Genomic DNA, 14,611 nt, shown 5'->3' on the forward strand with positions numbered 1-14,611 from the left:
GCGCGGTGCGCGCGCCACTCACGTGGGTGGCATCGGCACGACCCTGTCGGTATGGCGTGCACGCGCCACTCACCTGGGTGGCCGCGCACGCCGTCCCCCCGGTATGGCGCGCACGCGCCACTCACGTGGGTGGCGGCCCCGTCGGGTGTGGCAGGACCGTGCGCCGGGCGAAGGCGGCCGCCTGCGCCAGGGTCATCTGCGAGCCCTCCGCCCAGGCCCGGGCGAACGCCTGGGGCGTGAGCTCCTCCCGGCAGCGGTCGGTCCACCGGTCGATGAACACCCGGTCGGGCCCGTCGCTGACGAGTCCCTCGCGACGCCGCGCGGCGTCGGCGACCGCGGCGAGACGCACTCCCGCGGCCCACAGCCCCCGCGTGACCGCCACGCCCACGCACGTCTCGATGGTCTCGGCAGCCCCGTCGGGGTCGTCCTCCGCGAGGAAGGAGCGGAGGGCCTCGTCGAGCAGTGGGCCGGCCGTCCCCACGTCGCCGTCCAGGACGTACGTCAGGGCGAGGTTGAGCATCGAGCACGCCGCACCCCACACGTCGTCACGTCCGCGGTCCAGGACCAGGTTGTCGGCGAACAGCCTGCGCGCCTGGTCGGTGCGGCCCTGGTCCACGAGCAGGATCCCCAGGTTGTTGTTGACGTTGATCAGCCCGCCCGGGCGGTCCAGCTCCCGCTGGAGCACCGCCGACTCGCGCAGCCGCTCCTCCGCCTCGCGGGGACGGCACACGCAGCGGAGCGCGGCGCCCAGGCTGTTCAGGCTGGACGCCTCCCGCTCCCGGTCCCCGGTGGCACGGAAGAGGTCCAGCGCCCGGTCCAGCACCTGCACCGCCCGGTCGGCCTGACCGGCGTGCTGGAGGAGCACGCCCAGCATGTGCAGGGCCCGTGCCTCGTCCTCGGCGGGCGGGTGGGGTGCGGAGGCCAGCGCCTCGTCCAGCAGCCTGATGCCCTCACGGGCCTGACCGTGCACGTACCAGTGCCGGGCCATCCTCCCCGCCAGGGCGACGGCCCGGTCCCCCGCGGAGCTGTCGCCGCGGGCCGCCTCGTCGAGGCAGAACTGCAGCGCCGAGCGCAGGTTGTCGCGCTCCTCGCCGAGCACGCGCTCCTCCTGCGTGAGACCGCCCTGGTCGGCGTGCCCGACCCTCGTGATGAGGTCGAGGAAGTAGTCCGCATGCCTGACCCGGACCGAGCGCAGCCGATGCGGGTCGGCGCCCGCGACCTCCAGGGCGTACTGGCGCAGCACGTCCAGCATCGTGAAGCGGACCTCGCCGTGCACCTCGCGTTGCCGGACGAGGCTGTGGTTGACCAGGGACTCCAGCAGCTGGGCGGGATCGCCGTCCGTCACCGGCGCCACCGCCTCGATCGCCTCGAGACCCGCACCGGCGACGAAGACCGACAGGTCGGAGAAGAAGCCACGCTCGTCGGGGGACAGCAGCTCGAAGCTCCAGTCGATCGCCGCCCTCAGGGTCCGGTGCCGCGAGGGTGCGTCGGCGGCGCCACCGCTGAGCACCGACAGCCGGTCGTCGAGACGCCGCACCAGCGCCTGGGGGGTGAACAGCTTGGTCCGGGCGGCGGCGAGCTCGATGGCCAGGGGCAGACCGTCGAGCAGGCGGCACACCTCGGCCACCGCGGCGGCGTTCTCCTGGGTCAGCTCGAACGCGGGTCGGGCCTGGGTCGCGCGTCGCACGAAGAGCGTCACGGCCTCGCTCTCCCTCACCTCGGCGAGGGACGTCCCCGACGGCAGCGAGAGCGTGTCGACAGGGAACTCGTACTCACCGTGGACGCCGAGGCTCACCCGGCTGGTCACCAGCACCGTGAGCAGGGTGCTGGCCTCGAGCAGGTGCGACACGGTCACGGCCGCCGGGAGGACCCGTTCGAAGTTGTCGAGCAGCAGCAGCATCCGGCGGTGGGCCAGGTGGTGCTGAAGCCTGGTCCCCATCGCCGCGCCCGGCTCGGCGGGCAGCTCCAGCGCGGTCGCGATCGCCGCGGGCAGCTGCTCGGCCGCGCTCAGCGACGTGAGGTCCACCAGGTAGCTGCCGTCGGGGAACAGCTCGGACGTCTCCAGCGCGACGGCCGCCGCCAGCCTGGTCTTGCCGACACCGCCCGTCCCGGTCAGCGTGACCAGCCGGACGGCCGGGTCCCCGAGCATCGCGTGCAGCTCGCGCCGCTCGCCGACCCTCCCGACGAGACCGCCGAGATGGTGCGGGACGTTCGTGGGGGTACCCAGGGACGCCAGCGGGGGGAAGGTGTCCGCAAGCCCGTCGATCCGGAGCTGGTAGAGGTGCTCGGGCCCGTCCAGGTCCTTGAGCCGGTGCTCGCCGAGGTCCTTGACCGGGGCCGCCCCCGAGAGCTCCACGGTGCGGGCCGAGAGGAGCACCTGACCGCCGTGCCCCGCGGCGGCGATCCGGGCGGCACGGTGGACGTCGATGCCGACGTACTGGCCGTCGACGACCAGCGGCTCGCCGGTGTGCAGCCCCATCCGCACGCGGACGACCACCCCCTCGGGCCAGGCCTGGCGGTGCAGCGACTCCTGCGCCTCCCGCGCCGCGGTGACGGACTCCCGGGCCGAGGGGAAGACGACGAAGAACGAGTCGCCCTGGGTGTCGATCTCCACCCCGTGGTGCCGTTCGAACACCTCGCGCAGCAGGTGCTGGTGCGTCCCGAGCACGCCGGCGTAGTCGTCACCCAGCCGACGGAGCAGCAGCGTCGACCCCTCGATGTCGGTGAACAGGAAGGTCACGACACCTTCCGGGAGCCGACCGCCGGCCGGCGAGGAGGACGCTGTCCCCATCGCCCCACGATAGGCCACCACCACCCCCGTGGGCAGCCGTCCGGCTGATCCTGCGGTTGTGAACGGAAGGCGCATCGGAAAGGGTGGGTCCATGCGGATCACCGACACCAGCGACCTGTGGTGGAAGAGCGCGGTCATCTACTGCCTCGACGTCGAGACCTTCCTCGACGCCGACGGCGACGGGGTCGGCGACCTCGAGGGACTGGCCCAGCGCATCGACTACCTGGCCGACCTGGGCATCACCTGCCTGTGGCTCATGCCCTTCTACCCCAGCCCCGACCGGGACGACGGCTACGACGTCCAGGACTACCTGGGCGTCGACGAGCGGCTCGGTGACCTGGGCCGGATGGTCGAGCTGCTGCGCCTCGCGCACGACCGCGGGATGCGGGTCGTCGCCGACCTCGTGGTCAACCACACCAGCGACCGGCACCCCTGGTTCCGCCGGTCGCGCGCGGAGCAGGACCCGGCCAAGAACCCCTACCGGGACTACTACGTGTGGCGGGCCGACGAGCCCGGCGACACCACCGACCAGGTTGTCTTCCCCGACAAGGAGGACGCGATCTGGACCAAGGACGACAAGACCGGCGAGTGGTACCTCCACCACTTCTACAAGCACCAGCCCGACCTCAACCTCGACCACCCCGAGGTGGTGGCCGAGCTGCTCCGGGCGGTCGGCTTCTGGTTGGAGCTCGGCTTCGACGGCTTCCGGGTGGACGGCGTGCCGTTCTTCGCCCAGGAGCCCGCCAAGGAGGGCGCGGAGGACGCGGTCGACCCGCACGCCTTCATGCGCACGCTGCGCGACTTCATCCAGCTGCGGCGCGGCGACGCGATGACGCTCGGGGAGGTCAACCTGGCGCACCAGGACCAGCTGGCGTTCTTCGGCGGGGAGTCCGCCGACGAGTTCCACATGCAGTTCGACTTCATCGGGATGCAGGCGACCTACCTGTCGATGGCCCGCCAGGACGCCGGGCCGCTCGTCACCGCCCTGCAGGAACGTCCGGTGCTGCACCGCACGAACCAGTGGGCGACGTTCCTGCGCAACCACGACGAGCTCACCCTGGACAAGCTCAGCGACGCCGAGCGCCAGGAGGTCTTCGACGCGTTCGGCCCCGAGAAGGAGATGCAGGTCTACGGGCGCGGCCTCAAGCGCCGGCTCCCGACGATGATGGGCGGTGACCCGAGACGGGTCCGGATGGCCTACTCGCTCCTGTTCTCCCTCCCCGGGACCCCCACGCTCTTCTACGGCGAGGAGATCGGGATGGGCGAGGACCTCGCGGCCGAGGGCCGGATGGCGGTCCGCACGCCCATGCAGTGGAGCGCGACGAAGAACGGCGGCTTCTCCTCGGCCGCCCCCTCCCGGCTCGTCCAGGCCGTCGTCGGCGACGGCTACGGGCCCGAGCACGTCAACGTCATGGACCAGCTCCACGACCCGTCCTCGCTCCTGTCCTGGGTCCGTGAGCTGATCAAGATCCGGCACGCCTGCCCCGAGCTCGGCTGGGGCGACCTCACCGTCCTCGAGCACGACGGCGGCCCGGCGGTGCTCGCGCACCGGCTCTCCCTGGAGCAGACGGCGGTGATCGCGCTGCACAACCTCGGCCCGGACCCGGTCACCGTGACCGTCTCCTGCGAGGGCTTCGGCGACGACCCGCGGGTCGTGGACCTGCGCACCCACGAGGTGGTCGACCCGGCGCCGGAGATCGTCTCCCCCCTCGAGGGGTATGGCGTGCGATGGCTCCGCGTCCGCCGCGCCGGCGACCTGGCGGTGCCGTGATGCGCCTCGGCTTCCACGCCTCGCACGAGCAGATCTCGCCCCGGCAGCTGCTCCTCGACGTCCAGCACGCGGAGCGCGCCGGTTTCGACATGGCCATGTGCTCCGACCACCTCTCGCCCTGGACGACGAGCCAGGGGCACTCCGGCTACACCTGGTCCTGGCTCGGGGCGGCCCTGGCCACCACCGACCTCGACCTCGGCTGCGTGTCGGCCCCCGGCCAGCGCTACCACCCGGCGGTCCACGCCCAGAAGATCGCCACCCTCGGCCAGATGTTCCCCGGCCGCTTCTGGGTGGCGCTCGGCAGCGGTGAGGACATGAACGAGCACGTCACCGGTGACCGCTGGCCGGTCAAGGAGGTCCGTACCCGCCGCCTGGAGGAGTGCGTCGACGTCATCCGGCGGCTCCTCGAGGGCGAGGAGGTCACCCACGACGGGCTCGTCACGCTCGACCGCGCCCGCGTCTGGGAGCGGGCCGACCCGGTGCCCCTGCTCGTCGGGCCCGCCGCGTCCGTCGAGTCGGCGGCCCGGGTGGCCCGCTGGGCGGACGGCCTGGTCACCCTCAACCAGCCGCACGACACCCTGCGCGAGCTGCTCGCGGCATACCGGGACGCCGGCGGGACCGGCCGCGCGGCGCTGCAGGTGCACCTGTCCTGGGCACCGACCGACGAGGAGGCCGAGGCGGTCGCGCACGACCAGTGGCGCGCCGGGGTGTTCGGCGAGCCGGTCAACTGGGACACCCCCGTCCCGGGGGCCTTCGACCTGATGGCCGAGCACGTCAGTGCCGAGGCGGTGCGCGAGGTGGTCCGCGTCTCCGCCGACCTCGGGCAGCACCGGGCGTGGATCCAGGAGTACGCCGACCTGGGCTTCGACGACATCTACCTGCACCACGTCGGTCAGGAGCAGGAGCGGTTCATCGACGCCTTCGGGGAGCAGGTGCTGCCGGCGCTGCGCGGCTGAGGTGTGCCGTGCGCGCTCAGCCGCGCAGACGCAGCACGACCGACTCCCAGCCAGGCAGCACGCCGTCGGCGAGCACCGACCGCGCCGCCTCCTGCGAGGTCGGCACGAGGACCTCGGCGTCCTGCCAGCCCGCGAGCAGGTCGGCCGGCACCCGTACCGGTTCCCGGGTGAAGGACGCCAGGGTGAGCAGGCGCGTGCCCTCGTGCCCGCGTGCGAACGCCCACAGGTCAGGGTGGTCCATGGCCAGCGGGGTGACCGTGCCGTGCGACACGGCGCGCTCGTCGTGCCGCAGGGCGATGAGCGCCCGGTAGTGCTCCAGGACCGACCCCTCGACGCCGACCTGCGACTCGGCGTTGACCTCCGCGTGTCCGGGCGCCACCGGGATCCACGGCTCCCCCGTCGTGAAACCGGCGTGCGGCGCACCGCTCCACTGCACCGGGGTGCGCGCGTTGTCGCGGCCCACCGCCCGCAGCCCGGGCAGCAGGTCCTCGAACGGCACCCCGGCCGCCGTCTGCTCGCGGACGTAGTTGAGCGACTCGATGTCGCGGAAGTCGGCGGGCGAGGAGAAGGGGACGTTCGTCATACCCAGCTCCTCCCCCTGGTAGACGTAGGGCGTCCCGCGCAGCGTGTGCAGCACGGTGGCCAGAGTCCTGGCCGAGCGCTCCCGCCACGCGGGGTCGTCGTCGCCGAAGCGCGACACGACGCGAGGCTGGTCGTGGTTGTTCCAGTACAGGGAGTTCCACCCGACCTCGGCCAGCTCGACCTGCCAGTGCATGAGGTTCTCCCTCAGCTGCGGCATCCCCATGGGGACCCTGTCGAACTTCCCGCCCGGTCCCCCGCCGAGGTCCACGTGCTCGAACTGGAACACCATGTCCACCTCGTCCCGCGCCGGGTCGGTGAACAGGCGCGCCTCCTCGGCCGTCACCCCGGGCATCTCGCCGACGGTGAGGAAGGCCCGGGGGTGGTCGGCGAAGACCTCCCGGTGCATCTGCTGCAGGTGGTCGTGCACCCGCGGTCCGGTGGCGACGAGCGGGAACATCTGCCCCCACAGGTCGCCGGGCCGCAGCTCGCCGTCGGGCAACCCCTCCGGCTTGTCGATGAGGTTGATGACGTCCATCCGGAAGCCGTCGACACCCCGGTCCAGCCACCAGCGCATCATCGTGAAGACCGCCTCGCGCACGGACGGGTTCTCCCAGTCGAGGTCCGGCTGCTTGCGGCTGAACAGGTGCAGGTAGTACTCCCCCGTCGCCGCGTCCCACTCCCAGGCCGAGCCCGAGAAGAACGAGCCCCAGTTGTTGGGTTCGGCCCCGGGCTCGCCGCCGACGTGCCCCTCCCGCGGGGGGCGCCAGACGTACCAGTCGCGGCGGTCGCTGGTGCGCGACGAACGCGAGTCGACGAACCACGCGTGCTCGTCGGAGGTGTGGTTGACGACGAGGTCCATGAGCACCCGGATCCCGTGCTCGTGCGCCCGGGCGATCAGCTCGTCCAGGTCCGCGAGCGTGCCGAAGAGCGGGTCCACGTCCTGGTAGTCGCTGATGTCGTAGCCGTTGTCGTCCTGCGGGGAGCGGTAGACCGGCCCCAGCCACAGGACGTCCACGCCAAGGCGCTGCAGGTGGGCGAGCCGCGAGATCACGCCGCGCAGGTCTCCCACGCCGTCACCGTCGCTGTCGGAGAAGCTGCGGGGGTAGACGTGGTAGACGACGGCGCGCTTCCACCAGTCCCGGGGCAGGTCGTCGGAGAGCATGCCCAGCAGGGTATGCGGTGCGCGCCCGTCACCCGTAGGTGGCGGCCACCCGGCCACGGCACCGGGCCCGCCCGTTCCTAGGGTGGGGGCATGTGGATCCGTGACGTGCGCCCCTGGGGCGGCGACCTGTCCGACGTGCGGCTCGAGGGAGAGGTGGTGGCCGAGGTCCGCCCGGCCGCCGGGGGGACCGGCAGCGCCTCCGCCGAGGTGGCGGAACGGCATACCGCCGACCTGCGGGGACGGGGCCGTCTGCTGCTCCCGGCGTTCGCGGACGTGCACGTCCACCTGGACTCGACCCGTCTGGGGCTGCCGTTCCGGCCGCACACCGGTGGCACGGGGGTCTGGGAGCTGATGCTGAACGACCGGGCGCACTGGCGCACGGCCGAGGTCGGCATCGTCGAGCGGGTCGAGCGCACCCTCGGTCTGATGGTGGCCCGTGGCACCACCCGCGTGCGCTCCTTCGCCCAGGTGGACGTCGATGCCGGGCTGGAGCGCCTCGAGGCCGTGCTCGCGGCGCGCGAGGCCCACCGCGAGCGCGCGGAGGTGCAGGTCATCGCCTTCCCGCAGGCCGGGCTGCTCCGCGAGGAGGGATCGGCACAGGTGCTCGAGGACGCCCTCCGCGCGGGCGCCGACGTCGTCGGCGGCATCGACCCGTGCAGCCTGGACCGCGACCCGGTCCGGCACCTCGACATCGTCTTCGGCCTCGCGGAGCGGTATGGCGTGCCCGTGGACGTGCACCTGCACGAGCCCGGCGAGCTGGGACGGTTCTCCGCCGACCTCGTCCTGGAGCGCACGGTCGCGCTGGGCATGCAGGGCAACGTGCTGATCTCGCACGGGTACGGGTTGTGGGACGGGACGGAGCGTCAGACCCGGGACCTCGTCGAGCGGCTCGCCGAGGCGGACGTCGCGACCGCCACCGTGGCCCCCGGCGGTCGGCAGACCCTCCCGCTGGAGCTGCTCGCCGGGCAGGGGGTGCGGGTGGGCCTCGGCGAGGACGGGCAGCGGGACTACTGGTCACCCTACGGCAACGCCGACATGCTCGACCGCACCTGGCAGCTGGCGTTCACGCACGGTTTCCGCCGCGACGAGCTCGTCGAGCACTGCCTGGCCGTGGCCACCCGGGGCGGCGCCACCATCATGGACCGGTCGCTCGGGCGGCTGGACGGCGTGGGCGACCGCCCGGGGGTGGCGGTCGGCGACCGTGCGGACCTGGTGCTGCTCGCCGGCGAGACACCCACGGCGGCGGTGATGGACCGGTCTCCGGACCGCACGGTCCTGCACCGGGGGCGGGTCGTCGCCGAGGGTCTGGAGCTGGTCTAGAGGTCGAGCTGCGCGAGCACCATCCGCGCGATGCGCTCCGGCGGGTTGGCCACGTCCACGGTCATGCCGCGCTCGTCGGCGTCGAGGTCCTCCAGGGTGTCCAGCTGCGACTCCAGCAGCGAGGACGGCATGAAGTGCTCACGCGAGCCCATGCGCTCCAGGAGCAGGCCCTTGTCACCGACCAGGTGGACGAAGTAGGTGCCGGCCCCGCCCTCGCGGAGCAGCTCGCGGTAGGTGTGCTTGAGCGCCGAGCAGGTGAGCACCGTGCTCTCGCCGCGGGCGTCGCGCTCCGCCGTCCAGGCGGTGAGCGTGCGCAGCCACGGCCAGCGGTCCTCGTCCACGAGCGGCCGGCCGCTCGCCATCTTCTCCACGTTGGCCTGCGGGTGGTAGTCGTCGCCCTCGGCGAACTCCCAGCCCAGCCGGTCGTTGAGGGCCCGGGCGATGGTGCTCTTCCCGGTGCCCGACACCCCCATGACGATGAGGTGCAGCGGCACCCCGGCGACGGGGTCGACGACCGGGCTCACGCGGTCTCCTCTCGAGCGGGACGGGCGGTTCCACCCCAGCCTAGGCAGCCCCGCCACACCGGGGACCCGGTTGCCAGGTGTTGCGGCCGGCCCGACGGGTCAGGGGAAGACGAACCACAGCAGGACGGCGATGACGAAGATCGCCAGGCCCAGTGTGGTCTCCATCACCGTCCAGGTCCGCAGCGTGGTCTTGACGTCCATCCCGAAGAACCGGCTCACCAGCCAGAAGCCGGAGTCGTTGACGTGGGAGAGCACCGTCGCACCCGCGGCGATGGCGAGCACCAGGCAGACCACCTTGAGGTCGGACAGGTCGGCCGCGATGACGGCGGTGGACAGCAGGCCCGCCGTGGTCGTCAGCGCCACCGTCGCCGACCCCTGCGCGACCCGCAGCAGCGTGGAGATGACGAAGGCGCTGACGATGAGCGGCAGGCCCAGGTCGGCGAGGCCGTCGGAGAGGGCGGCGCCGATGCCGGAGTAGCGCAGCACGCCGCCGAACATGCCGCCCGCGCCGGTGATGAGGATGATCGCGCAGATCGGGCCGAGGGCGTCGTTGAGGATGGTCTCGATCGTGGCCGGCGAGCCCGCCCGCATCCCCAGGGTGTAGATCGCGACGAGGAGGGTGATGAGCAGCGCGACCGGGGTCTGCCCGATGAACACCAGCGCGTCGAGGACCAGGTTGTCCTCCGGGGCCACCCCCGCCTGACGCAGCGTGGAGATGCCCGTGTTGAAGGCGATGAGCAGCAGCGGGAGCAGGAGCAGCCCGAGCACCAGGCCGAAGGCGGGGGGCGTGACCTCCTCCTCGCGCCGCCGGATCCGCTCGGCGCGGGCGTCGTCGTCCGGGTCGTCGAGGTCGGACGGCTCGCCGGAGACCCCACCACGCAGGAAGCTGTCGTTGATCGGCACCATCACCTTGCCCGCGTAGACCTGGGTGAAGAGGTAGACGCCGACGTACCAGGACGCGAAGGCGACCGGGATGCCCACGAGCATCGTCAGGCCGACCGACCCCTGCAGCTCGGTCGCGGCGGTGACCGGACCGGGGTGCGGCGGGACGATGGCGTGCATCGCCGCGAACGCCCCGGCCGCGGGGATGGCGTAGATCAGCACCGAGCCGCCGAACCTGCGGGCCACCGAGAAGATGATGGGCAGGAAGACGACGAGGCCGGCGTCGAAGAAGATCGGCAGCCCGAAGAGCAGCGCCGCGATCCCGAGCGCGAACCCGGCCCGCTTCTCCCCGAACCTGTTGATGAGCGTGTCGGCGAGCACCTGCGCACCGCCCGTGACCTCGAGCAGGCGGCCGATCATCGCGCCGAGACCGACGAGCAGCGCGACCGAGCCCAGGGTGGTCCCGAAGAATCCCGTCGCGACGCCTGCGAGCTCACCGAGCGGGATCCCCGCCGCGATGCCGGTGAGCAGGCTGATGACCAGCAGCGCGACGAACGCGTGCCACCGCAGCTTGATGATGAGGAAGAGCAGCACCGCGACGGCGACGGCGGCGATGAGGAGGAGCACTCCCGCTGAGTGCACCGGCTCCATGGGTTCCACGACGGACCTCCTGGTTCGGGTCCGCCCAACGTAGACCGGACCGGCCCGTCCGTCGCGTCGCCACGCGCCGCGCGCCCGGCTGAGGCGGCGGCTGGCGGCTGGCGGCTGGCGGCTGGCGGCTGGCGGCTGGCGGGCGAGCCTCAGCCGCGGGGCGCCAGCTCGGCCACCACCCGGCCCACGAGCTCGTCCTGCGCGTCGACGACATACCCGGGCAGGGCCGTCCCCTCGGTCGCGGCGTGGTCGAAGAGCACGGACAGCTCGGTGCACCCGAGCAGGACCGTGCCGGCGCCGCCCCTGAGCTCCTCCACCAGGGCCGCGAAGTCGGCCGTGGGGACGGGGACACCGGCCTTCACGCCCTCGTAGATGACCCCCATGACCCGTCGCTGGTCGTGCGGCGCCGGCACCCGGACCGTGGCGCCGCGCCGCGCCAGCGCGTCCTGGTAGAGCCCGCTGCCGAGGGTGCCGTCGGTGGCGAGCAGGGTCACGACGCACCCGCCCCCGGCTTCCTCCCCGACCTGCCGGGCGCGCGCGACCGCGGCCTCCGCCCCGACCTCGACGATGCTGAGCAGCCGCACCGGCACCGCGTCGAGGTCGAGGAACGCGTGCGAGGTGTTGCAGACGATCACCGCGAGGTCGACCCCCAGGCGGGCCAGCAGCTCCAGGTCCCCGGTCAGGTATGGCGTGGGGTCGGGCTGGGCGGGGTCGCGCAGCCGGGCGGTGCGGTCGGGGGTGGACACGTGGTTGAGGACGACCGCGTCGATGTGCTCCTGGTCGCGGCCCGCGGGGGTGGCCCGGGTGAGGGCGTCCAGGAAGGACACGGTGGCCGCCGGGCCCATCCCGCCGAGGACACCGAGGACCGGCCGTCGCCAGGTGTCCGGCAGGAGCCGCCCGGCGCTCACGAGGTCGCCGGTCGTCGGTAGTGGGTCGCGAAGTCCTTGACGAACAGGACGTCGTTCTTCAGCTGCGCGAGCCGCCGGTGGCGCCCCCGGTCCGGCGGGTAGACGAAGGGCCGCATCACCCGTCCCTCGCGGCGGACCCGGCTCAGACGCTCCCGGGTCGCCGGGTCGGTGACGTAGCGGCGCAGCAGCGGCACCGGGACGATGGCGTAGAGCCAGTCGTCGGTCTCGGCGCCCGTGGTGACGTCGTCGTAGGGGTCGCGCCCCTCGACGTGCTCGCGGACGTACGGCGTGACGACCGGGTGACCGGCCGCGGTGAGGTAGCCGTGCGAACGCCCGAGACGGGGGTTGAGCTCGAAGAAGTGCTCCCGCCCGTCGCGCGGGTCGACCTTGAGGTCGAAGTTGGCGTAGCCGGTCCACCCCACGTGCTCGAGCAGCCGGGTGGCCTCGGCCAGGGCCGTCGCGCTCGTGCCGTGCATGACGGCCAGCGGGTTGCCGATCCAGGCAGGGTCGTGGTCCTCGAGCAGGACGTGCCCGACCCGCCCCCAGCGCACCTTCCCGGTCCGGTCCGAGTAGGTCGTGAGGAGCCGCATCTGCTCGTCGCCGCCGGGGATGCGCTCCTGCACGACGAGCGCACCGGCATACCCGGCCCCGCTCATGGTGCGGCGCAGCCGCAGCAGCTCGGGGAGGTCGGCGGCGAACCCGACCTTCTGCTTGCCCGGGTAGATGAGGTTGTGGAAGGCTGGCGGGTCGGCGGCCTTGACGACGTAGGGCGGGCGGAGGTCCGTCAGCAGGCCACCGACCTCAGGCTCCGCGACGTCCGGCCCCAGGACCACGGTGCGGGGGTGGGCCACCCGCAGCTCGGCGCAGAGCGCCGCGAACTGCTCCTTGTCGCTCATCCGCTCGATCAGCCCCAGCTCGGGGTAGGGCACCGCGACCCGCTCGTCGAGGCGGTGGCGGAGGCTACCGATCCGCTCGATCCACCAGTCCATGGTCCCGAGGAGGAGGACCGTGGCGCCCGGGTTGGCGTCGGCGACGCCGTGCACCGCGCGGACCACCTCGTCCGGGTCGTCGAGGCCGGGCACGACCAGGTTGTCGACGATCGAGGACCCCCGCACGGCGGCGGGTATGCCGCGGCTCAGCACCGTGGTGCGGGCTCCGAGCTCCTCGTGGAAGGCGCGCGCGAGGGTGTAGGTCGGCAGGTCACCCCCGAGCACCACCGGCACGAACGGGGTCGTGGAGGCGTGCGGGGGGACCGGCATCGACATGTCGCGCAAGGTACCAGCCGGGCCTGCCCCGGCCCCGGGACGCTGCTCAGGCGTCGCGCCAGGTGCGGGCCACCGAGCCGGGCACGAGCGCGGCGCGACCGCCGCTCAGCTCGCCGAGCAGCGCCTCGAGGTCCGGGCCGCCGGCCACGGGGACCTGCACGCGCAGGGTGACGTGCTCGGCATACCGGACGTCGGAGAGGGTCAGCCCGCGCGCCCGGAGGTCGTGCTCCAGCCGACCGGCCAGGACGTGCTCGACCCTCACGTCGGTCTCCTCGACCAGCACCCGGGTCAGGACCCGGGCCCGGGTGACCGCGGTGCGGACCGCGTCGGCGTACGCGCGCGCCAGCCCTCCGGTGCCCAGCAGGGTGCCGCCGAACCACCTGGTCACGACCGCGACGACGTCGGTGAGCCCGGCGGAGGTCAACGCCTCCAGCATGGGCGCACCCGCGGTCCCGGCCGGCTCCCCGTCGTCGTTGCTGCGCACGGTCGCGCCGGACGGGCCGAGCACGAACGCGGAGCAGTGGTGCCCGGCGTCGTGGTGGGTGGCGCGCGCCTCCTCCACGACGGCGCGAGCCGCGGCCTCGTCGTCGGCGCGACGGAGCCAGGCCTCGAAGACCGAGCGCCGCTCCTCCACCGAGGCGACCACGGGGCCTGCCACGGTGCGGTAGGTGGTGGGTCCGGGGGCCATGGGTCGAGTATCGCTTCCTACACTCGAGGGGTGAGCCGTCTCCTGCGCGTGGCCGTGCTGGCCCTCCTGTCCCTGTTCCTCCTCGCGACGCCGGCGGCACAGGCCCACGACGAGCTCATCGCCTCCGACCCCCAGGACGGGGCCACCCTCGACGACGCGCCCGACGAGATCGTGCTCACCTTCAGCGGGCGGATCTCCGAGCTGGGTGCCCAGGTCGCGCTCCAGGACGCGACCGGGGCGTCGCTGGTCGACGGCGGGCCCCGGGTGGACGGGGAGGAGGTCGAGCAGGACCTGGCGGACCTCGCCGCGGGCGCCTACACCGTGCTGTGGCGCGTCACCAGCGAGGACGGTCACCCGATCTCCGGGGAACTGTCCTTCACGGTCACCGAGGACGACGACGACTCCCCGGACGGCACCTCCTCGGGGGCTCCCGCCACGGCCCCGGAGGAGGCGACCACCGCGGCGACGCCTGCCCCGACGAGCGCTGCCGCGACCCCCGAGCCCACCACCTCCTCGACCCCGGCACCCGCGACCGGCACGACGTCGGAGGGCCTCGACGACGGGGCCGGCCTGCCGGTGTGGGCGTGGGTCGTGCTCGCGCTGGGCGTGCTCGGGCTGCTCGCCCTCCTGGGTCGGACCTGGGCCCGCGGGAGGGCGTGACCCCTCCGGGGGCATACCCGCAGGTGGCCCGCGTCGATGCGGGAGCACGGCCCGGCCTCATGTAGCCTGAGACGCACGAAAGCACACAATTCCCGGTGCGGCTCCGCGACCTGACCTGTCAGCCAGCGATGCCGTCCGGCAGACTCGACACAAGGGGGTCACGCCATGGGGCGCGGCCGAGCCAAGGCAAAGCAGATCAAGGTTGCCCGGAAGCTGAAGTACAACAGCGGACCGAGCACCGACCTCACCGCTCTCGAGAAGGAGCTTCACGGGTCGAGCGTCGTCGACGACGACCTCACCGCTGAGGACGACGACGAGGACGAGGACGACGACGACCCCTACGCCGCCTACGCGGCGGCGGACGACGAGGACGACTACGGGTCCTGGGCCGGGAGCGCCCCACGCTGAGACCCGCCGACGCGGACGCCGCTCCGGCCGGTCCCGCACCTCG

At 73.1% G+C, this 14,611-nt stretch carries 12 protein-coding genes; 5 read left to right on the plus strand and 7 right to left on the minus strand.

What is annotated here, in order from left to right; genetic code table 11:
* Nucleotides 1-121 precede the first annotated feature (121 nt).
* The gene (locus D4B81_RS10515) at nucleotides 122-2,791 is read right to left on the minus strand and encodes an ATP-binding protein (RefSeq protein WP_161965118.1); all 2,670 of its coding nucleotides are present in this window, start codon (nucleotides 2,789-2,791) and stop codon (nucleotides 122-124) included.
* A 91-nt stretch (nucleotides 2,792-2,882) separates the two neighbouring features.
* Here D4B81_RS10515 and D4B81_RS10520 point away from each other — a divergent pair, with 91 nt between their 5' ends.
* Together D4B81_RS10520 and D4B81_RS10525 are read left to right on the plus strand one after the other, a co-directional pair.
* Nucleotides 2,883-4,562, plus strand: coding sequence for an alpha-amylase family protein (locus D4B81_RS10520; protein ID WP_122262572.1), 1,680 nt, complete (start codon nucleotides 2,883-2,885; stop codon nucleotides 4,560-4,562).
* Nucleotides 4,559-5,518, plus strand: coding sequence for a TIGR03885 family FMN-dependent LLM class oxidoreductase (locus D4B81_RS10525; protein WP_122262749.1), 960 nt, complete (start codon nucleotides 4,559-4,561; stop codon nucleotides 5,516-5,518). The genes D4B81_RS10520 and D4B81_RS10525 overlap by 4 nt, the downstream gene beginning before the upstream one ends.
* A gap of 16 nt (nucleotides 5,519-5,534) precedes the next feature.
* On the opposite strand, the gene D4B81_RS10530 is transcribed toward D4B81_RS10525, so the two are convergent.
* Nucleotides 5,535-7,262 carry an alpha-glucosidase gene (locus D4B81_RS10530; RefSeq protein ID WP_122262574.1) on the minus strand — a complete coding sequence of 576 codons (1,728 nt, stop codon included), beginning with the start codon at nucleotides 7,260-7,262 and terminating at the stop codon, nucleotides 5,535-5,537.
* Between the two features lie 90 nt (nucleotides 7,263-7,352).
* On the opposite strand from D4B81_RS10530, the gene D4B81_RS10535 reads away from it, so the two are divergent.
* The gene (locus D4B81_RS10535) at nucleotides 7,353-8,582 is read left to right on the plus strand and encodes an amidohydrolase family protein (RefSeq protein ID WP_122262576.1); all 1,230 of its coding nucleotides are present in this window, start codon (nucleotides 7,353-7,355) and stop codon (nucleotides 8,580-8,582) included.
* Here D4B81_RS10535 and D4B81_RS10540 read toward each other — a convergent pair.
* The 5 genes from D4B81_RS10540 to D4B81_RS10560 form a co-directional block, all read right to left on the minus strand.
* Nucleotides 8,579-9,106: a gluconokinase gene (locus D4B81_RS10540; protein WP_122262578.1), complete on the minus strand. Its 528-nt coding sequence runs from the start codon at nucleotides 9,104-9,106 to the stop codon at nucleotides 8,579-8,581. The two genes, D4B81_RS10535 and D4B81_RS10540, sit on opposite strands and share 4 nt — an antisense overlap.
* 99 nt (nucleotides 9,107-9,205) lie before the next feature.
* Complete coding sequence (locus D4B81_RS10545; protein WP_202613666.1) at nucleotides 9,206-10,639, minus strand: GntP family permease; 1,434 nt, start codon at nucleotides 10,637-10,639, stop codon at nucleotides 9,206-9,208.
* 149 nt (nucleotides 10,640-10,788) lie between these two features.
* The gene (locus tag D4B81_RS10550; protein WP_122262582.1) at nucleotides 10,789-11,547 is read right to left on the minus strand and encodes an aspartate/glutamate racemase family protein; all 759 of its coding nucleotides are present in this window, start codon (nucleotides 11,545-11,547) and stop codon (nucleotides 10,789-10,791) included.
* A complete protein-coding gene (locus D4B81_RS10555; RefSeq protein ID WP_161965119.1) occupies nucleotides 11,544-12,812 on the minus strand; it encodes a carboxylate--amine ligase in 1,269 nt (422 codons plus the stop codon). The genes D4B81_RS10550 and D4B81_RS10555 overlap by 4 nt, the downstream gene beginning before the upstream one ends.
* A gap of 46 nt (nucleotides 12,813-12,858) precedes the next feature.
* Nucleotides 12,859-13,500 carry an IMPACT family protein gene (locus tag D4B81_RS10560; protein ID WP_122262750.1) on the minus strand — a complete coding sequence of 214 codons (642 nt, stop codon included), beginning with the start codon at nucleotides 13,498-13,500 and terminating at the stop codon, nucleotides 12,859-12,861.
* 30 nt (nucleotides 13,501-13,530) lie between these two features.
* Here D4B81_RS10560 and D4B81_RS18125 point away from each other — a divergent pair, with 30 nt between their 5' ends.
* Together D4B81_RS18125 and D4B81_RS10575 are read left to right on the plus strand one after the other, a co-directional pair.
* Nucleotides 13,531-14,160, plus strand: coding sequence for a copper resistance CopC family protein (locus D4B81_RS18125; RefSeq protein ID WP_161965120.1), 630 nt, complete (start codon nucleotides 13,531-13,533; stop codon nucleotides 14,158-14,160).
* A 165-nt stretch (nucleotides 14,161-14,325) separates the two neighbouring features.
* A complete protein-coding gene (locus D4B81_RS10575; protein WP_122262588.1) occupies nucleotides 14,326-14,568 on the plus strand; it encodes a DUF3073 domain-containing protein in 243 nt (80 codons plus the stop codon).
* Nucleotides 14,569-14,611 lie beyond the last annotated feature (43 nt).

The sequence above is a fragment of the Ornithinimicrobium cerasi genome, assembly GCF_003702705.1.
Taxonomy (GTDB): Bacteria; Actinomycetota; Actinomycetes; order Actinomycetales; family Dermatophilaceae; genus Ornithinicoccus; species Ornithinicoccus cerasi.

Excerpts from the sequence above, each read along its gene's own strand:
- D4B81_RS10575 (WP_122262588.1), top strand. The coding sequence starts at position 14,326 with ATGGGGCGCGGCCGAGCCAAGGCAAAGCAGATCAAGGTTGCCCGGAAG.
- D4B81_RS10515 (WP_161965118.1), bottom strand. The coding sequence starts at position 2,791 with ATGGGGACAGCGTCCTCCTCGCCGGCCGGCGGTCGGCTCCCGGAAGGT.
- D4B81_RS10535 (WP_122262576.1), top strand. The coding sequence starts at position 7,353 with ATGTGGATCCGTGACGTGCGCCCCTGGGGCGGCGACCTGTCCGACGTG.
- D4B81_RS10530 (WP_122262574.1), bottom strand. The coding sequence starts at position 7,262 with ATGCTCTCCGACGACCTGCCCCGGGACTGGTGGAAGCGCGCCGTCGTC.
- D4B81_RS10560 (WP_122262750.1), bottom strand. The coding sequence starts at position 13,500 with ATGGCCCCCGGACCCACCACCTACCGCACCGTGGCAGGCCCCGTGGTC.
- D4B81_RS10520 (WP_122262572.1), top strand. The coding sequence starts at position 2,883 with ATGCGGATCACCGACACCAGCGACCTGTGGTGGAAGAGCGCGGTCATC.
- D4B81_RS10545 (WP_202613666.1), bottom strand. The coding sequence starts at position 10,639 with ATGGAGCCGGTGCACTCAGCGGGAGTGCTCCTCCTCATCGCCGCCGTC.
- D4B81_RS10555 (WP_161965119.1), bottom strand. The coding sequence starts at position 12,812 with ATGTCGATGCCGGTCCCCCCGCACGCCTCCACGACCCCGTTCGTGCCG.